Source organism: Novosphingobium sp., from assembly GCF_036733805.1.
GTDB lineage: Bacteria > Pseudomonadota > Alphaproteobacteria > Sphingomonadales > Sphingomonadaceae > Novosphingobium.
The window spans coordinates 11,530-29,857 of record NZ_DAIMZT010000037.1 but is presented as its reverse complement, the minus strand read 5'-3'; the positions used below and the strand labels follow the sequence as shown (position 1 = coordinate 29,857).

15 protein-coding genes are annotated in these 18,328 nt (G+C 61.1%); 10 read left to right on the top strand and 5 right to left on the bottom strand.

Translation table 11 applies throughout. The features are described 5' to 3' along the window. The 10 genes from V7D69_RS10175 to V7D69_RS10130 all read left to right on the top strand — a co-directional run. On the top strand, positions 1-1,771 hold a 1,771-nt coding region (locus V7D69_RS10175), incomplete at its 5' end, for a type I secretion system permease/ATPase (protein WP_333605740.1). Further along, positions 1,771-3,132, top strand: coding sequence for an HlyD family type I secretion periplasmic adaptor subunit (locus tag V7D69_RS10170; protein ID WP_333605739.1), 1,362 nt, complete (start codon positions 1,771-1,773; stop codon positions 3,130-3,132). The genes V7D69_RS10175 and V7D69_RS10170, both read left to right, overlap by 1 nt. A 149-nt stretch (positions 3,133-3,281) precedes the next feature. Next, positions 3,282-4,562, top strand: a complete 1,281-nt coding sequence (locus V7D69_RS10165) for an outer membrane beta-barrel protein (protein WP_333605738.1) — start codon at positions 3,282-3,284, stop codon at positions 4,560-4,562. Between the two features lie 26 nt (positions 4,563-4,588). Further along, on the top strand, positions 4,589-6,817 hold the full coding sequence (locus V7D69_RS10160) for a GumC family protein (protein ID WP_333605737.1): 2,229 nt from the start codon (positions 4,589-4,591) through the stop codon (positions 6,815-6,817). After that, a complete protein-coding gene (locus V7D69_RS10155; RefSeq protein ID WP_324061722.1) occupies positions 6,814-7,947 on the top strand; it encodes a glycosyltransferase in 1,134 nt (377 codons plus the stop codon). The genes V7D69_RS10160 and V7D69_RS10155 overlap by 4 nt, the downstream gene beginning before the upstream one ends. A 22-nt stretch (positions 7,948-7,969) precedes the next feature. Next, positions 7,970-8,518 carry a polysaccharide biosynthesis/export family protein gene (locus V7D69_RS10150; protein WP_324061724.1) on the top strand — a complete coding sequence of 183 codons (549 nt, stop codon included), beginning with the start codon at positions 7,970-7,972 and terminating at the stop codon, positions 8,516-8,518. A 2-nt stretch (positions 8,519-8,520) separates the two neighbouring features. Beyond that, positions 8,521-9,789 (top strand): glycosyltransferase family 4 protein, encoded by a 1,269-nt coding sequence (locus V7D69_RS10145; RefSeq protein WP_333605736.1) that lies wholly within the window; start codon positions 8,521-8,523, stop codon positions 9,787-9,789. Next, on the top strand, positions 9,786-10,937 hold the full coding sequence (locus V7D69_RS10140) for an acyltransferase family protein (RefSeq protein WP_333605735.1): 1,152 nt from the start codon (positions 9,786-9,788) through the stop codon (positions 10,935-10,937). The genes V7D69_RS10145 and V7D69_RS10140 overlap by 4 nt, the downstream gene beginning before the upstream one ends. Before the next feature lie 4 nt (positions 10,938-10,941). Next, a complete protein-coding gene (locus V7D69_RS10135) occupies positions 10,942-11,808 on the top strand; it encodes a glycosyltransferase family 2 protein (RefSeq protein WP_333605734.1) in 867 nt (288 codons plus the stop codon). A gap of 17 nt (positions 11,809-11,825) precedes the next feature. Further along, positions 11,826-12,047 (top strand): hypothetical protein, encoded by a 222-nt coding sequence (locus tag V7D69_RS10130; RefSeq protein ID WP_333605733.1) that lies wholly within the window; start codon positions 11,826-11,828, stop codon positions 12,045-12,047. Positions 12,048-12,053: 6 nt separating this feature from the next. On the opposite strand, the gene V7D69_RS10125 is transcribed toward V7D69_RS10130, so the two are convergent. From V7D69_RS10125 to V7D69_RS10105, 5 genes are all read right to left on the bottom strand, one after another. Then, positions 12,054-13,493, bottom strand: a complete 1,440-nt coding sequence (locus V7D69_RS10125; protein WP_324061739.1) for a hypothetical protein — start codon at positions 13,491-13,493, stop codon at positions 12,054-12,056. A gap of 21 nt (positions 13,494-13,514) precedes the next feature. Then, entirely contained in the window at positions 13,515-14,432 is a 918-nt protein-coding gene (locus tag V7D69_RS10120) for a sulfotransferase family protein (protein ID WP_333605732.1), read from the bottom strand. A gap of 85 nt (positions 14,433-14,517) precedes the next feature. Beyond that, entirely contained in the window at positions 14,518-14,643 is a 126-nt protein-coding gene (locus tag V7D69_RS10115; RefSeq protein ID WP_324061734.1) for a hypothetical protein, read from the bottom strand. Positions 14,644-14,676: 33 nt separating this feature from the next. Next, positions 14,677-15,231, bottom strand: a complete 555-nt coding sequence (locus tag V7D69_RS10110; protein ID WP_324061736.1) for a calcium-binding protein — start codon at positions 15,229-15,231, stop codon at positions 14,677-14,679. A gap of 469 nt (positions 15,232-15,700) precedes the next feature. Continuing rightward, a complete protein-coding gene (locus V7D69_RS10105) occupies positions 15,701-18,190 on the bottom strand; it encodes a S8 family serine peptidase (RefSeq protein ID WP_333605731.1) in 2,490 nt (829 codons plus the stop codon). Between the last annotated feature and the right edge of the window lie 138 nt (positions 18,191-18,328).

The window sequence follows — 18,328 nt, the reverse complement described above, 5'->3', positions numbered from 1 at the left end:
ACCGCCGATGATCTTCGCTGCACGGCTTTCGGCCGAATTGAGGGTTGCGCTCAGCCCGATCGGGCGCGTGCTGCTGCCGGTGATCGTAATCAGCAGCGTTTACAACGTGTTGCTGCTTTCCGGCTCGTTCTTCATGCTGCTGACGTACGACGACGTGCTGCCCAGCCGCAGCGTGCCCTCGCTGGTCAGCCTGCTGGCGATGGTGACCGTGGCCTATGGTTTCCAGGCGGCGCTGGACGTCATCCGGGGGCGGATCATGGTCCATGTCGGATCGCTTTTCATGCGCGCGATCAGTGACCGAGTGCTCGATGTGGTCTCACGCTACGAACTCGGTCGCGGCGCGATGCCGAACGGCACTCAGATCGTGCGCGACGTTGAGTCCGTGCGTTCCTGCCTTTCCGGTCCGGGGCCGCTTGCGGTTCTGGATCTGCCCTGGATCGCGATCTACCTCCTGATCCTTGGCGTGTTCCATTGGGCCTTGGGGCTGCTGGCGCTGTTCGGGGTGCTCGTTCTTGTCACGCTGATGGTGCTGAACAGCCGGATGACTGCTCCGCTTGCACTGGAAACGATGCGCACCGGCGCGCGACGACAGAGCCTGGCCGATGCGACGCTGCGTAATGCCGAAACGCTCAAGGCATTGGGAATGGCCGGGGCACGGCGCGGTGAATGGCATGCGGTCGAGGCTGATTACTTGCGGGCGAATGACCGCTTTTCCTACATTTCCAGCACGATGTCGGGATCGACCAAGGCGTTTCGCATGCTGCTGCAGTCGGCCACGCTGGCGATGGGGGCCTTTCTCGTCATTCGGGGCAGCGCGACCGGCGGCATCATCATCGCCAGCTCGATCCTGTCTTCCCGCGCGCTGGCGCCGGTAGAGCAAGTGATTGCCAATTGGAAAGGCATGATTTCCGGCCGCCAAGCGCTGGAGCGACTGCGTGGTCTTCTGGATGCGGTCCCCTATGAAGTGGAGCCGATGGGGCTGGAGCCGCCGAAGTCGACCTTGACCGTTTCAGCGGTTACCGCCGCCCCGCCAGGTACTCGAGCCATTACGCTCGCTGACGTAAGCTTGACGCTTACTGCTGGGGAGGCGCTGGCGGTGGTGGGGCGCAGCGGCTCGGGCAAGACCACGCTTGCTCGCGTGGTCTGCGGCGTCTGGCCGGCCTTGCGCGGATCGGTGAGATTGGACGGGGCGACGCTGGACCAATGGTCGCCCGACCAGATCGCCCGGATCATCGGCTATGTCCCGCAATCGATCGAACTGTTCGAAGGCACGATTGCTCAAAACATCGCGCGCTTCCATCCCGACGCGGATCGCGATGCGATCCTCAGCGCAGCCAAGGCAGCGGATTGCCATGATCTTATCGTCCAGCTGGACGGGGGCTACGATTATCTCATCGGACCCGGCGGTGGGGGACTTTCCGCAGGACAGCGACAGCGTATCGCACTCGCCCGCGCGCTTTATGGCGACCCGTTCATGGTTGTGTTGGATGAACCCAACAGCAATCTCGACTATGAGGGAGAGATCGCGCTGGGCCTTGCAATCAAGCGCGTGCGTGAGCGCGGCGGGATCGTGTTGGTGATCGCGCATCGGCCAAGTGTGGTGGCGCATGTCAGCCATATCATGGTGATGAGCAACGGCCGCATGGATCGCCTGGAAACACGTCAGGATTTCGAGGCGCGGATGAAGCCACCGGCAACGATCGTCCATCCCGATGCCAAGCGCATGGCTGAACGGGGCGCCGGCGTCGAAAACACGGTGGAGGCGCGGTGATGAACCGGGGGATGCAGCTGGTCGAGAGCAACGCGCGCGCTCTGGCCCCGGCCGCCCAGAGCGAGTTCGGCTTGCAGGCCGAGCAGGCCCTGTCACGGCTAATTCGACTGGGCCTTGGCGGTGTGGCGGCGCTGATTTTCGGCATAGGCGGCCTCATCACGTTTCTGCCGATGGCGGGGGCGGTAATCGCGCCGGGCGAAGTGACCGTGGAGACGCACGTGAAGGAGATATCACATCCTCTCGGCGGTGTTGCCGCGGATATTCTTGTGCGGGACGGCGATCATGTGCGGAAGGGGCAAGTGCTTCTCCGGCTTGACAGCAAGGTTTCGGGGGCAGTTGCGCAGTACACCGGTCTCGGTCTCGATCAACTGATCGCTAAAGCGGCCCGGCTGCGTGCGATCCAGAACGGCGCGGGCGATATTGCATTTCCTCAGGAGCTTTCTGGCAAGGCCGGTGTCCCCGCGGTGGCCGCCGTGATGGACGATGAGCGTCGCAGCTTAGCGCTCGCGCAGCGGGCCAGGGCGGATCGGATCAATCAGCTTCAGGCGCAAATCGCTCAGAGCCGAGCGGAGGTCGCGTCCTTTGCCAGCCAGGCCAATGCCTATGCACGACAGGAGGAGCTGGTGCGCGGCGAACTGACGCAGACCCGCCAGCTTTACGAGGGGCGCTTGACCACGCTCGATCGGCTTAACGCGCTGGAACGCGCTGCGGTGGGCGTGCAGGCGCAGAAGGCGGCCGCGCGTTCAGGCGTGGCGGAAGCGCAGGCGCGCATCGGCGAACTGCAGGTGCAGATGGCTGCGGTGACCAGTGCTGCCCGCAGCGAGGCGGCTCTGGAGCTTGCGCAGGTCGAATCAGCCATATCAGACTCCCGCAAGCAGGATGTGGCGGCGAGCGACCAGAACGACCGCACTGTAATCCGCGCCCCGCGGGACGGTATCGTGGACAAGCTGCAGGTTCGTACCGTTGGAGGCGTGGTCCCGGCGGGTGAAACGCTGATGGAGATCGTTCCTGATACCGACCGGCTCGTCGTAAGGGCGCAGGTGCGATTGACGGACATAGACAGCGTTGCCGTTGGCCAGAAGGCGCACTTGCGGTTTACCTCGCTGAACATGCGCACCACGCCGGAGCTTTCCGGTACGGTCACGCAGGTCGCTGCCGATCGCTCAGTCGATCGAACTACCAACGCTTCATACTATTCTGCCACTGTATCCATTCCGGATGAGGAATTGCGAAAGCTCGGCAAAGTGCGACTTTCGGTGGGGATGCCGGTAGAAGTGTTCATACAGACGCAGGAGAGAACAATCCTGCAATACATTGTTCGCCCCCTTTCGGATCAATTCAAACGCGCGCTGCGGGAATAGATAAGATACCTCTTTCTGCGGTTGGAATAGGCGAATGCTGCGAATAATTTTCTGGCATTCGGGGATTTTCGGCATCGTTTTAGAGATAAGCCTGCGTTTCGATCAAGAAACGCGGAGGGCTTTATTCGCGATTGAAGGATAAGTGATCGATGAAACGGATAGTTGCCAGACTGGCGCTGTCATCCGGAGCCGCCGTGGCGCCCACCCTGGCTTTGGCGCAGTCGATCGGGGCCGGCACATCGATCGTGATCGATCCGCATCTTTATCGCCAGGACGTTGCCGGCGCGCGGATCGAGCCGGCATTCCGGCCGCATCCGGTCCTGATCGGGCCGGTTTTCGCTCAGCCCGGCATTTCAGTCGTCGGCGGTTACGAAAGCAATGTGTTCAACGGGCCGGAGGGGGCGGCGGCGGCTGTCGTGACCGTCATACCGTCACTGTCCTTGCAGGCGGATATGCCGCGTCATGCGCTTAACCTTTCCACGTCAGGCACTTTCCGGCGCTTCTCTCGCTATCGGACAGAGAACAGCGAGGAATTTGCGCTTGAGGCGGGTGCGCGGCTCGATCTGGGGGAACGGCAGACAGTCAAGACATCGGCGGGCTTTGCTCACTTGATTGAGCCGCGCAGTAGCGCCGGTTCAGTGCCAGATGCGGCGGAGCCGGTCAGTTACGGCCGTCTCTTGGCGGAGACAAGCATCGGTTTCAACATCGGCAAGTTCCGCCTTTCGCCGGGCTTGCGTTACCAAAGCCTTCGTTATGGCGCGGTGGCATTGCTTGGCGGAGGAAAGGCGGATCAATCGTTCCGTGACACCCAATCGATAGCCGGTGACATCCGGCTCGATTATGACTTTTCCGGCCTAGTATCGGCTTTCATCGGAGGGGGGCATGAAAATATCAAGTCCACTTCGACGCGGGGGCCTTTGCGGCGGGATTCCCGCACGCGCTCCGTCTACGCGGGATTGAATGGAGAGCTTTCGCGGCTCGTTTCGGGCGAAGTCGCCTTAGGATATCAGTCGCGCGATTATGCTGAGCCGACCTATCGCGATTTCCACGGGCTGACTTTCCGGGCTGACCTGCAATGGTACGTTTCGCCTCTGATGACTCTGCGGGCCGAGGCCAGCCGCGCGTTTCGCAACAGCGGCGATCGGCGCGTGGGGGGAATATTGACGGACGCCTTCGTCCTCAGCGCTTATCATGATCCGCTGCCCAACCTCCGGCTTGCTGCCTCCGCGCGTCTGGAGCGCGGCGATTACGGTGAAGTGGGCACCCGGACCTGGCGCAAATCGGCGCGCCTGCAGGCGCAATATCGTCTCACGCCGGTCCTGTCCTTTGGCGGCTATGCCGGCTTCCTGCGACAGGACGTGAGCGGGCCGCCGCTCGTCAACCGGTTTGCCTCGTTCAGCGCTGGCTTCGGCCTTACCGCCACGTCTTGATCCACGCCTTCGGGGAGAAGCTGCACGTGAATCTTCCAGCCATTTATGAACCGCCAAGGACTGCGTCGCCGGTCATTGCCGCCGGAGCGTCATGGCAGGCTTCCGACGACCAGATCACCGCACGTCTTCTGCTGGCGATGCTGCGCCGTCGTCGGGAGGTGCTGTTGCTTACGCTCGCCATCTGTCTGGTGCTTACGCTGATCTGGACCTCGGCTCTGCCCAGGATCTACCGTTCAAGCGCTGATGTCGTGATGATTACCAAGCCCACGGAGGTGGTGCCCGGTGACGCGGAGCAGGAGCCCGGTGTCACTACCCGGACGGAAGACGTTGAAACCCAGATTCAGTTGATCCGATCCCGCGAGATGACCGCGCAAGTGCTGGACAGCGCGGCGCTGCTCAAGGACGCCACGTTTCGCATTGATGCGGCCAAACCGCGCAGCACGCTGGACAACATGCTCTCATCGCTTGGTATAGACCGCGCCGGTGGGGCGGCGGACATCGGCAGTGAGCGGGAACTGCGCGAGAAGGCCATTACTTACCTGATCGCGCACCTGGACGTGACGCGGGTCGGCAATTCCTTCAATCTGCATATCGCGTTCGATGATTACGACGCTCAACGCGCGGCGCTGATCGCGAATACTTACGCGCGATTGTTCACCACGGACGATGCGCGAGAGCGGTCGCGGGCCAATGCCACGGCAGCGAAAGTGCTGCAGACCCGCGTTGACGAACTGCGTCAGGCCGCCAATCGGGCCTTTGCCGCAGTGCAGGGATACCGCGTCCACACGGGCCTGCTCAGCTCGGCGACGACCAGCCTGACCGAACAGGAGATTTCGACTTACAACCAGCAGATCGCGGCGGCGCGCGCCGAAGCGGCGCAGGACGCGGCGGCGCTGGCCAGCGCACGTGGGCAATTGCATGCCGGCGGCGCGGACAACGTGGGTGAGGCGGCATCATCCCAGGTGGTTTCCACATTACGCGGGCAGCGGGCGCAACTCGTGGTCAAGGAGCGCGATCTTTCGCAGCGTTACTTCGATGATAATCCCGATCTCGTTACCACCCGTCGGCAGATGGCTGATCTTGACCGGCAGATTGCTGGCGAAGTCAACCGTTCGCTGAGAGGACTGGAAACGCGGGCCCAGGCTTCGGCGCAACGTCTTTCTTCCCTCCTGGCCAGTCGTAGCGGCACTCGGGCTCAACTCAGCACGGACAACGGCGCGCTGGTGGCTCTGGCGGATCTGGAAAAGCGGGCGGATGCGGCCCAAACGCTCTATCAATCCTATCTTCAGCGCTACAATGAAGTTGTCGCGGGAAGCGGATCTGAACAGCCGAGTGCACGCCTCATTTCCGCTGCCGAAGCTTCGATCTTGCCGGTATCGCCTAACCTCCTGCTTAATGTGGCGCTGGGCGTCGTGGTGGGTGTGCTGCTTGGCGGGACGCTGGCGATCGTTTCTGAGCTTTCCTATCGCGGCTTGACGACGTTGGACGATGTGGAGAGCCGCCTGGGCATTCGCGCCTTGGGCTTCATACCGGCCTTTCGTACGGTCGAGCCGCACGCGGCGTCCCCGCTTGATACCGTGCTTGATTATCCCGATGGCGCGTTCGCCGAAGCGCTGCGCAATGTGATCGTCTCGATCCGCCAATCGACTTCGGCGCAGGGCAAGGTCGTGGCCGTCACCTCGGCCGTTCCGGGTGAGGGCAAGTCGACGATCGCTGCTTGCATGGGTCGCGCGCTCGCCATGGCGGGAGAGCGCGTGGCGGTGATCGATTGCGATGTCGTGCGTGGCCATCTGAGCAGGCAATTCGGTTTTACCAGCGGCGAGCCTGGCCTGCACGAGGCCCTCCAGTCCGAAACCGGGCTGGCCCCCCGCTATGAAGAGCAAGGCTCCAGCCTATGCATAATCCCGATCACTCGGCCTTTTGGCAAGGGCGAACGTTTGACCGAGCGGGGCCGCCTGCATCGCGTGATCGGTCACCTGCGCAATGACTTCGATGTGGTGATCCTCGATTGCCCGCCGATTCTGCCGATCGCCGAATCGCGCGAGATCGTTTCACTGGCCGACAAGGTGGTGCTGGTGATCCACTGGCGCAAGACCATAGACAGGGTGGTGAGGGCGGCGCTGCGGCAATTGCCGATGCGCATCATCAAGGACCTGGGCGTGGTTCTCAATCAGGTCGACATGAAAAAACAGGTTCGTTTCGGCGGCAATGACGCGGCGAGCTTCTACGAAAAATACAGGGGGTACTACGGATGATCGGCAAGAGCTTCACTGCGCCCGGCCGGGTTGCGCTCGTTCATTACTGGCTGGTTTCCATGCGCGGCGGGGAGCGCGTGCTGGAGCGGTTGCTGGATATGTTTCCCGGAGCGGATGTGTTCACGCACGTATACGATCCCGAAAAGGTATCGGCCAAGATCCGCGCGGCTAATGTGCGTGAAACTTTCATTGGCCGCCTGCCCGGCGCTCGCAAGTATTACCAGAAGTACCTCCCGCTGATGCCGATGGCGCTCGAGGAGCTGGACTTTCGAGGATACGACTTGGTTATCAGTAGTGAATCGGGCCCGGCCAAGGGGATCATCACCAGCCCGGACTCCCTCCACTTATGTTATTGTCATTCACCTATGCGGTACTTGTGGGATCATTATCCCGACTACAAGGCTTCCGCTGGCGGCTTCAGTCGCATCATGATGCCCACTATGTTCCATCGCCTGCGGCAGTGGGACGTCAGCTCCGCCAGCCGCGTTGACGGGATCGTCGCCAATAGCAGCTTCATTGCCCGGCGCATCGGCAAGGTCTGGGGGCGCGACGCGCGCGTGGTCCATCCTCCCGTTGCGGTCGAGGAGTTTCGGCCCAGCGAAGAAGTGACGAATCGCTATTTGTGGGTCAGCCAGATGACGCCGTACAAGCGGGCCGACATCGCCCTGGAAGCGTTCAACCGCATGGGTGTGCCGGCGCTGATGGTGGGTGATGGAGAGATGTTCAAACACATCTCGACCCATGCCGGACCCAATGTGGAGGTGCGCCGCCGGTTGAGCTTTGACGAATTGAAGCAAGCTTATGCTACGGCCAAGGCGCTTGTATTCACGCCGGAGGAGGATTTCGGCATCGTGCCGGTGGAGGCCAACGCCAGCGGCCGGCCAGTGATCGCCTACGGCCATGGCGGCGTGACCGATTCCATCATCGACGGCAAGACCGGGCTGTTCTTCCGCGAACAGACGGTCGACGCTTTGTGCGACGCGCTGGAGCGTTTCGAGGGATGGCTGCCGCGTTTCCGGCCGGAAGACGCCGTGGCTAATGCTTCGCGATTTGCGCCCGAAGCGTTCGATGCCGGTATTCTTCAGGCGCTGGACCATCATTCCGGCCGGTTGTCGCGGCGGGTCGCATGAGTTCCTGATGAAAGAGATTGAAATGTCGTTTCGTACACTTGCTCTTGCCGGCTGCGCGATGCTGATGGGATGCGCGACCACCGCCACCACCACCTTGCCGAGCGCCAGTGGCGTCGAATACCGGCTTTCACCCGGTGACAAGCTCAAGCTGGAGGTTTTCCGCGAGGACAGTCTTTCCGGCGAATATGTCGTCAACGATCAGGGGACGATCGGCCTGCCCTTGGTGGGCGAGATCAAGGCGAGTGGCAAGACGGTGGCTCAGCTTCGGGATGAGCTGACGGTCACGCTGGGGCAACGATATGTTCGCAATGCGCGGATCAACCTGGACATCGTCAGCTATCGTCCGATCTACATTTTGGGCGAAGTGCAGAAACCAGGGGAATATACCTATAGCGGGCAGATGTCCGTGCACGCACTGGTGGCTCTGGCGGGCGGCTTCACTTATCGCGCCAATGAAAAGGTGGTCTTCATCCGCCATGTCAATGAAGCAGCGGAAGCTGCTTACAAGCTGACAAGCGGCGCTGCCGTTCTTCCCGGCGACACGGTCCGGATCGATCGGCGGTATTTCTGAAAATGCTGTATCAGTCTGCGCCCGCTGCCGATCGTCTGCAGCGCGTCGTGTTGTTTCACGATTTCAGCCAGGCGCTGGGGGGCGCCTCGTACCTTGTGCAAGTGTTGATTGCGCAATTGCGTCGGCGCGGGGTATTGGTGACGTTTTTCGCGGGGGACGACGGCTCCGGGTTCCGGCGCGATGACGTTGATTTCATTCCCCTGCATGGCAAACCGCTGCTGGATCGGACGCGGCTGAGCGCCCTGACGCTGGGGCTCTATAATCGCGCGGTTTTTTCGAGAGTGCATGACTGGATCCGGTGCCATGACAGCCCCGGTACGATCTATCATCTTCACGGCTGGTCGAAGATCCTTACGCCCGCCGTATTCGGCGCTCTCCGACAAGTGCGGGAGCGATTGATCCTCCATGCGCACGACTATTTCAATGGCTGCCCGAACGGCGCTTTCTTCAATTACACCACCGAGCGGGATTGCCGGCTAAAGCCATTGTCCATCCCCTGCTTGCGCACTCAGTGCGACAAATCTTCGCGCGCCGAGAAACTATGGCGTTCGGGACGCGAGGCGCTGCGGCGCGAACTGGGTGGCGACGTGGCCGGCGCGACGCGCATGCTGCTTATTCATCCAGGCCAGGCGGCCAACCTGAAGGTCGCGGGATGGCCGGCGGCCAGACTTCATGCAGTGCGTAACCCGGCCGCCCCGCCCTGCGCCGATCGTGTGCGGGCGGAGGAAAACCGAGGCGTCGTGTTCATCGGGCGAATTTCCACTGAGAAGGGCGCTGATCTGGCCGCGAGAGCGGCGGCCATCGCCGGCGTGCCGCTGACCTTCGTAGGGGAGGGCAGTGCGATGGGGGAATTGCGCGCGCTCAATCCAAAGTCGGTGTTTCTGGGGCGGCAGGACCGCGCCGGGGTGGCGCGGGCATTGATGCGTGCGCGACTGGCCGTCATGCCCAGTCGCTGGTCCGAACCTTTTGGTCTTGTCGCCTTGGAAGCGATCGGCTCAGGCGTACCCGTGATCGTGAACGATCGCGCGCTGATTGCCGGGGAGATTGCGGGCGCGGGCTTGGGCGTGGCGATGAATACCGCCGATGTCGTGGCATTTGCAACCGAACTCATGCGGCTTCATGCCGACGATGCGTGCATATCGGCCATGTCTCGCGCTGGGCATGCCCGTTACGGCGAGCTGTGCAACAGCGAGGAGAGCTGGGCCGAGCAAATCCTGGCGCATTATCAAGACGTCCTTGCCGAGGCCGCCGTGCATCAGGAGATGACATGAGTGCAAGGAGAACGCGTGAGGTTTCCTCGCTCGATATCGCACGTCTGCTCGCGGCGCAGGCGGTCATGTTCTATCACCTCGTGTTTCTGTCATGGGCGGAAGCGGAGCGGTCGCGCGGTATAAGGGCCGTCGTGGGAAATCCCGTGATATTCTATGGGTCGCAGGGATGGGCGAGCCTGGGGTGGGTGGGCGTGCAGATATTCTTCGTGATATCGGGATTCGTCATCCTGATGTCAGCCGAGAACAAGTCCGCTTCCGATTTCCTGATCGGGCGCATCGCTCGCATCGTCCCCGGCCTCTGGGTCTTCTCAACCCTTTCCGCACTGGTGCTTCTCGGTTGCGGAGTGCTTCCCGCAAGGGAACTTGCCATACGGTTGATGCGGTCATTGGCGCTCTTCCCGGTGGGGCCGTGGGTCGATGGCGCGGTATGGACCCTGGTGACGGAAGCGGTGTTCTACGGCGCTGTCTTTGCTTGCATCAAAACGGGCGCGATCGGCCGGATCACCTCGATCATGATCGCATCGACGATTTTCAACCTGATCCTGTGGGGTGCTGTTCTGTTGGGAGAGGCAGGCATTTTTGGAGATGCGGGAAGAGACCTCGCCAGCCTGGCTGCGTCTTATAAACTGCGTGTCACGCTGGTTACCACGAATTGCTATTTTGTAGCTGGCGCAGCACTTTATCAGATGTTTATGCGAAGGAGTCTGCGCATCAATGCAGCCATCTTCGCTGCCAATTACACGGCCTCGCTGATTTCGACCTATTATGCCGGGCTTTCCAGCGTGGGCGTCTCGCGCTTTGGGCAAGATCCGCTGGCGGCCGCCGAGGTATGGGGCGTGGCGACGCTGGTTATGAGCGCGTGTGTCCTCAGCCGCGTTGGTTCGGGCCCGCGCTTTGTCCGCCTTGCGACCATCGCCGGTCTGGTGACTTATCCGCTTTACCTCATCAATCAGATCACCGGCGGTTTCATCCTGGGCGCAATGTATCGGACAGGGTTGGCGCCGATGGTTTGCGTCATCCTGACCGCAGTTTTTTGCACCGGATTAGCGGGCCTTTTCGCACTGCTGTTGGAGCGCCCGTTGCAAGTGCGTCTCAGAGGGTTCCTGAAGCGGTTTGAGCGCAGCGCAGGGGTGCTGAAGGAGGCATGATTTCATGAGGATCTTTGTTGTGATCGCGACTGTCGGCCGCGCGGCCCTGGTGCGCCGGACGGTCAGTTTGTTGGCTCGCCAATCCCGTCCGGCGGATGGAATCGTGGTGGCAAGCGTGACGCCGCGCGACGTTGCCGGGGTGGATCGGCTACCGGGAAGGCCGGAAATCCTGTTTTCGGAGAAAGGGCTCTGCCGTCAGCGCAATCGCGCGCTGGGAGCGCTGGAAGGCCGGGCGGACGCTATCATTTTCTTCGATGACGATTTCATCCCGGCGCGTGATTACATCGCCAACGTCGAGGCGCTGTTTCGCGCGAAGCCGCAGGTGGTGGGGATCACCGGAAGCCTGTTGGCCGATGGCGTGCTTCACGGCGGCTATACGATCGAGCAGGCTCAAGCGATGATCGCGGATGCGCCCTCCCGGTTTCCACCCACGATCGTCGAGCGGCAGGAACTCTATGGTTGCAACATGGCTATCCGCGTTGCCGCGGCTCAAGGATTGCGCTTTGACGAGAATCTTCCGCTCTATGGCTGGCAGGAGGACGTCGATTTCACCAATCGCCTTGGCCGTCGGGGAAGCATGATTGCTTGTTCAAGCGTGACTGGGGTGCATCTGGGCGTCAGCGGCGGGCGCACCTCGGGCAAGCGCCTGGGATATTCACAGGTCGCCAATATCGTCTATCTGAAGCGCAAGGGCACGATGCGCGCCGGCTTCGGGAACCGGTTGATGACGAAGAACGTGCTCGCCAATACTCTGCGCAGCGTAAAGCCGGAGCCGCTGATTGATCGGCGCGGGCGATTGCTCGGCAACGTGCTGGCCGTGGTCGATTGCCTGCGCGGCCAGGTCGATCCGCGCAAGATATTGGAAATGTAGAAGGGAAGGGAGGCGGGATGCCCCAGATGCTTGTCGCAGCCACTGCCGTTTATCTTGTAGGCTGGTTCATTGCTGCGTGCTGTTTTGCCGGCGTTCAAGGCCCGGTGCCGGTTCCTGGCCGGCTAAGGCGCGATATGCGTGACGGATTGTTTTGGCCCGTCTGGCTTATGCTGTTTACACTGTTCTGGTTGATCGGCCTGCGCAGGCAGGCGTTCGAGGACGAGTTGATCGGCGATTGACCAAGTTCACCACCTCAGCTGATATGCGGCATCGCTCGGCGGGATCGGCCCTGCGATGCGCTGTGCGCGTCGATTTTGGCGCGCGCTTGCGGCAAGAGCGGTGACGATGCCGAAACCGAACGCGGTCATTCCGCTGAAGTCGGCGTCGCCGACCATGAGCGAAAGCACGAAAGGCGGGATGAAGGAAAAGCGCAAGGCGGCGACGATAAGCTGCATCTCGATCGTCGCGCGCCAAGCGCCGCGCAGCAGGCTTTGCAGCACAAAGGCGTAGAACAGCATTCCGCCGATCACACCAGTGTTGCTGAATATGGCGACTATGCTGCTGGAGGCTCGCGTTCCACCCAGGCCCACGCCGAACCCATGTGTTTCCAGCAGCGCGGAGACCGCCGTGGCGCGCCACATTCCCCGTTCGCCGAAGGAACTGGAGGACTGTTTTTCCAACACCATGCGTTCGACCAGGGCATAAACTGGATCGAAGATATGCGGTTGCAGGATCGCCAGCGCGGCGGCAACGATGACGGCGCATACCGTGACGGACATCTCGCCTACGAGCCCGCAGCGATACACGGCGCTCCGGCGCTCGTCCGTGTTAGCTCGCAGGAACCATTCCAGCGCGGCGACCAATAGCAGCACGGCGACACCGACATATGTTCCTGAAGACGTGGAAAGCCACGCGCAGAGGGCCAGGCCGCCTAACAGGATCGGAACATACAGATCGCGCAGGCGACCCTCGGCAAGGGCGCGGCGATAGAAATATAGCGCGCTCAGGAAGGCCAGGCATTGCCCGCCATATGCCGAGGCTTCGGGCATCAGCCCGACGACCCGCTTGCCGCCCATCACCTCGATATCGGTCAGCAGGGCATAACTGGCGGTGCGGAACGGCTCCAACAGCGGCGCAAGCGGCAGGAACTGGCTGGCAAAGTCCAGCAGGCCGGTAACAATGGTGACAAACGCGCCCAGGCACATGGCCTTGAAGGCGTGCTGGCGCATGGCGGGCGACTGGAGCAGGCGAGCGAAAGCGAAGACTGAAAGCACAGCGATCGAGAGATAAGCGAACTGTGAGATGTTCTGCGCCGTAGGCTGCAGGGGCGCTGTGGTGCTTACGACGCCCCGGATCGGCACCACCATCGCCGCTCCGGCGAAGAGGCGCGGCATGAACACGGTGGTGATCGCGGCGACCATCCAGAACAGGGCCAGCAGCATCAGCCTTTGCGGCAGCGTGGCCAGTGTCAGGAATGCCGCCAATCCTCCGCGATCGGAGAAGGTTCTGAAGATCAGCAGCAGGGTCAGGATCGGCGTAGGCGTGAAAGTCAATCCGCCCGTGACCGCAGTGGGAAGCACTGCAAAGGCGCCGATCGGCAAGGTCGCGAAAAACAGGTAAAGCAACACTGGTCCGCGGCTGAGCAGTCCCCAGATCGCCAGAAGCCAGAACAGCGCGATGGGCATGGCGTTCACGGGGATGCGCCCTCAGGACATGTCCCATGCCATGATGCGGCGCCCGATCAGCGCTTCGAAGGCCGCTCGGCGCGGAGCCAGATGATCCGCCAGATAAGCGCGGGCGACGCTTTCATCCACCGAGTGCTTATCGAAAGTGACGGTCGACGCCTGGCGCAGCCGTGAAACTGCACTGGCCGGAAGACGCTTGCGTATGGTCGACCAGAACCTGGAATCCCGGACGTGGGCGACAAGGGGAAAACGCTGCCGTCGGGTAGTCGGCGGCGACCGATGCCGGTCGGCAAGCTGAAACTCCTCGTATGCGAAAGGCTCCAGCCCCAGCCAGTCAATGCATTGCGCCAGAACCTGCCGCCGATGCGCCCGCAAATCTTCGGCGACGACTATGTGAATTTGCGAGATATCGAAGTGTTCGAGATAGGCTTGCAATTGCAGCGCATAGTCCGAACTGTCGCGATAGAGCGCGTTTTCACGCACGGCCCTTTCGATCGGCAGTGGCTCCTGAAATTCCTTGAAGCGTTGCCAGTAATGGCCGATCGCCCGTGTCACCGGTTCGCGCACGGCGTAAATGATCCTAGCTTGCGGGCTGACGGAGGCGATGCGCGCCGGCACGTCGCTGCGATGGGGCGTCTGCGAATAGTAAACGCTGCCCTCGCCGCGATAGCAGGCATCCTCTCCGCCTTTCCAGAGATCGAGATAGGCATCCCAATCGTGCGAGCAGGGCTGGCGCGCCATGACTGGCCACGCTGCCCGCAATTCCTCCTGGTCGACAAAAAAACAGGGTTCCTTCTCAGTGCTCATGCAGATCTGCGGATGAGCTGCCAGATAGGCATGCAACGCGCTGGAACCCGCCTTTGACGCGCCGATGATAAAAAGGTTGGGGCGCAAACTGTCGCGCGCCGCTGCGCGATGGGAAACGGCTTGCAAGCTCAAATGGGCCTCCCGGCATTGATAGTGGGCTGTCTGCTCGAAATGTAGTCTGATCTGCCTTGCCGCCGAACCTGACCATGCGCCGATTTCAAGCCAGTTGCGCGGCCAAGGCGCGGGCCTGGCCGAAGAACCGGCGCATCGCCGCGCCAAAGACATGGCGCTGATCGCTGCCGAAACGGATGCAAATGAGGCGCGGCGATGCGCCGCGCCTCATCCTTTCACCCCCGGCTGGTTCGGGAGAAGATCGTCAAAGTACGAGGATATCGGAAGCGTCGAGATGCTCGTCGTAGAAGGTTACGGTCGTCGCCCCGTAAGTCAGCACGGTATTTCCCGATCCGGTGTAGCTGAGTGAGTAGGACCCGCCGCTGGTCAATTGCACCTGGTCAATGCCGTGTTCGAAATCGAACACTTTGTCATTGCCGTCCGCGGAATCGAACAGGAAGACGTCGTGATAGCCCTCGCTATCGTTGCCGTCAGCGGCGTTGTCCCCGTAAAGCACGTCGTCGCCGTCGCCGCCGATGATGGTGTCATCGCCATCGCCGCCATAAAGCCGGTCGTCCTGGCCGCCGCCGTCCAGCGTATCGTTGCCGGCGCCGCCATAGAGTTTGTCGTTCGAACCCTCTCCGCTCAATGTGTCGTTGCCGTCATCGCCGTAAAGATTGTCGCGATTGGCGCCGCCGGCCACGATATCGTCGCCGCCCGCCGCGTGAACGGCGTCAAGGCCGCCGCCCGCATCGATGATGTCGGGGTCCGAAGTGCCTTCGATCTTATTGCCGCCCGATGTTCCAGTAATCACTGCCATGAGAGATTCCTTTCAGTGTGCTGCCCTGTGTCAATTCGTCTGCTTGCGCAGTGCCTTCTCGATCACGTGGTGCCGGCTACCCTTTTCATCTTATCGGCGAATCGAGCCCCGCTCGAGATGAATGGATTAATAATCGTTGCTGTTGATGCTTGGCAACAAATAGGATGGCGTGTTTTATTTTGTTCCATTGCATTTATTCTGTATTGGATTTATAATAAGTGTTATTACTATTGTGTTTATAACTTAAGCGAACGCCGCGATGGCCATTTGGATGCTCTCCGTCCCATCGCAGGAAATTGCTCGCCGGTTCGAAACGGATTCGTTTCATGCGCGATCGACAAGGGCCCCGGTTTTCCGGAGCCCTTGTTCCCGTGCCTGTCTGATAGGCTGGCGGCGGGCGTTTAGAGCACAACGCTGCCAGCGGATTTCCTGACGCAATCACGGCGATGCACATCGGCCGAGAAGTGCTCTAAGCCCAGAGGATGCCCATATCGCTCATGCTCATGCTCAGGCTGGTGGCGAGATGATCGACGTCATCGCCTTTGATCCGGGCGATGTCGAAGGACTCTTCGCCAAGGTGCATTTCCAGATAGACATTGCCACCATGGCTTTCGAAATCGAACCTGGCCCCGGCACTGGCGTTGAGGCCGGTCACGAGGATACGATCTCCTTCGCGCGCATCGAAGTCGTAGATCGTGTCGAGTGCGTCACGATGCGTGATGTCGAACACGAACGTGTCGGCCCCGGCGCCGCCGTACAGCCGGTCGTGACCGCCGCCGCCCGCTATCCGGTCATCGCCATCACAGCCCTTGATGAAGTCGTCCCCGGCCTTGCCATCGATAACATCGGCAGCGTTGGTTCCCTTGATCTTGTCGGCGTCCGCAGTGCCGCTCATGACGTTTGCCGCTGCAACGGCCTGCGGCGCAGAGATCGTTGCAGACGCTAAAGTTGCGCCAGTGGCAGGCCGGAAAAGCGTCTGCAATTGCTGATAGGAATAAGTCGCGTCGGAGAAGACGAAGGTTTCCACGCCCGAAACGGTGGAAACGTCGCCGGCGCGATCCGATATCACTACCGCACCGTCCCTCGTGACCTGGCCGGTGATGCTGTCGAAGGCGGTGTTGACCATCAGCCGGTCATTGCCCTGGCCGCCGTCCAGCACGTCGTTGCCGAAGCTGAAGTAGATCGTATCGTCGCCCCGCCCGCCGTGGATGATATTGGCAGCCTTGCTGCCGATCAGGGTATCGTTGCCGTCGCTGCCGAAGGCATTCTCGATCGTGTTCGCCGCGATCGAGACGGTGACCCCAGCGATCACGGACTTGGATGCGCCGGACAGGTCTATCACCGAGTTCGAGGTGACCGCGGCCGCATTGATCGTGTCGGTGCCGCCATTCAAGTCGTTAAGCACACTGCGCGCCGCAAGATCCGCGCCGTGGTACAGCGTGCCCAATTCGTCGGTGTAAACGTAAGTGTCGTTCGCCAAGCCGTCGCCATTGCCGGTGACAGTCAGGGTGGCGCCCTGGAACAGGCCGGTCATTGGCGCACCGGTCTTGTCAACCGCGGCGGGATCCCGGTTGTAAACATCGATCGTCCAGTTCCCGGCCGATTGTTCGCCCATTGACGCAACGGAATCGAACACGAAGTTGCGCAGGCTCCCCGCGCGATCCTGGCCCGGCAGGTCATAGACAAGGCGCACCGTCGTGCCGTCCGGCGAAGTCAGGTAGACATCGAGATCGCCCGTATCGACCCAGCGCAGATCGAGTCCGAGCTGCACGTGCTCGATATCGATCGCCTGATCGAGATGGATCTGGGCCGAGATGTGATCGTTCGATCCGGCCACCAGGGTCTTTCCGACTTTCACGGAGCCGCACACGCTATCGAGGTTCGCGTACGTCTGTTGCTCTGTCCAGCTTTCCGCAAGGCGAACCGCGTCGTGCACGTTCAAGAAACCATAGCCGAAGGCGTCGCTGAAATGCATGCCGCCGCCGTTAAAGTTCGTCGCGCCGTTTGTGCGCCAGCCGTCCCCGAAATTGGCGCTGTCCGCCAATCCTTCGCGGTGGGCGGAATAGGCCAGGATTTGCTGCACGTCGCGATAGCCCAGATTGGGGTTTGCTTGCAGGATCAGACCAACCGCCGCAGTTACGGCGGGCGCGGCGAACGAAGTTCCACTGTAATCGGCAAAACGGTCCTTCAGCGCGGTCGTGTAGACGCCCGACCCCGCTGCGGAAACCAGGACATTGGCGCCAAGGCTGGTGAACCAAGCAGGCGTTCCGTCTGGGTTCACCGCTCCGACCGCAATGGAATAGGGCGAGTTCTGGAAGTTGTGGTAATTGGACGTGCCGCCGGTTCCCGCGTTGCCGGCCGCGAATACCAATGAAGTGCCCAGGCCGTCGCGCCCGGTGCTGACAGCGTATTTTAGAGCTTCGGCATATTCCGGGTGCTTGTTGAAATCATCTTCGAAGTTGGAAACGAAGCTCCAGCTGTTGTTGGCGACGTCGACTTTGGCTGACGCCTTGAGCGCCGCGACGATCTGGTCAGTAACCTGGCTAGAATTGTAATCGACGCCCAGGCCGACGAGCGTTGCGCCTGATGCGATGCCGACTGTGCCGAAGCCATTGTTGGCTTCTGCCGAGATGACGCCGGCGACGGCCGTTCCATGGAAATAAGGCAAGTTGGCCGGATCGATCGTGACCTGGCTGGTGCAAAGCGCGAAGTTGTAATCTTGCGAGGTGTCGTAAGCCTTGCACAAGTCCTTATCGAGAAAGTCGATCTGGGAATCAATGACGCCAATCTTGACGCCGGCGCCGTTGTAATCCTTCCAGGCCGAGTATGTGTCGATGCTCAATGGTGAAAGCGTTGATCCATCCAGATACCATTCCTTCTTTTCATAAGTATCGTTATAGAAACAACTTGCAGGTGTTACTGTGCTCGCGGTCGGAGCAACCGTGTGTGTGTCAGTCATGATGCGATCCCGTGGCTGTAGCGTTATGGCGGCGGATTGGGCTTCATGCGCCGAAATCCGCGACGTTCTGACGGGTATGGGCTGGTTGCTAAACGCCGCCTGTAGAGATGCAGTAAATCCAAATTAACCACGAAATAC

Excerpts from the sequence above, each read along its gene's own strand:
- V7D69_RS10115 (WP_324061734.1), bottom strand. The coding sequence starts at position 14,643 with ATGAGGCGCGGCGCATCGCCGCGCCTCATTTGCATCCGTTTCGGCAGC.
- V7D69_RS10145 (WP_333605736.1), top strand. The coding sequence starts at position 8,521 with ATGCTGTATCAGTCTGCGCCCGCTGCCGATCGTCTGCAGCGCGTCGTG.
- V7D69_RS10165 (WP_333605738.1), top strand. The coding sequence starts at position 3,282 with ATGAAACGGATAGTTGCCAGACTGGCGCTGTCATCCGGAGCCGCCGTG.
- V7D69_RS10125 (WP_324061739.1), bottom strand. The coding sequence starts at position 13,493 with ATGCCCATCGCGCTGTTCTGGCTTCTGGCGATCTGGGGACTGCTCAGC.
- V7D69_RS10140 (WP_333605735.1), top strand. The coding sequence starts at position 9,786 with ATGAGTGCAAGGAGAACGCGTGAGGTTTCCTCGCTCGATATCGCACGT.
- V7D69_RS10150 (WP_324061724.1), top strand. The coding sequence starts at position 7,970 with ATGTCGTTTCGTACACTTGCTCTTGCCGGCTGCGCGATGCTGATGGGA.
- V7D69_RS10130 (WP_333605733.1), top strand. The coding sequence starts at position 11,826 with ATGCCCCAGATGCTTGTCGCAGCCACTGCCGTTTATCTTGTAGGCTGG.
- V7D69_RS10135 (WP_333605734.1), top strand. The coding sequence starts at position 10,942 with ATGAGGATCTTTGTTGTGATCGCGACTGTCGGCCGCGCGGCCCTGGTG.
- V7D69_RS10105 (WP_333605731.1), bottom strand. The coding sequence starts at position 18,190 with ATGACTGACACACACACGGTTGCTCCGACCGCGAGCACAGTAACACCT.
- V7D69_RS10110 (WP_324061736.1), bottom strand. The coding sequence starts at position 15,231 with ATGGCAGTGATTACTGGAACATCGGGCGGCAATAAGATCGAAGGCACT.
- V7D69_RS10155 (WP_324061722.1), top strand. The coding sequence starts at position 6,814 with ATGATCGGCAAGAGCTTCACTGCGCCCGGCCGGGTTGCGCTCGTTCAT.
- V7D69_RS10170 (WP_333605739.1), top strand. The coding sequence starts at position 1,771 with ATGAACCGGGGGATGCAGCTGGTCGAGAGCAACGCGCGCGCTCTGGCC.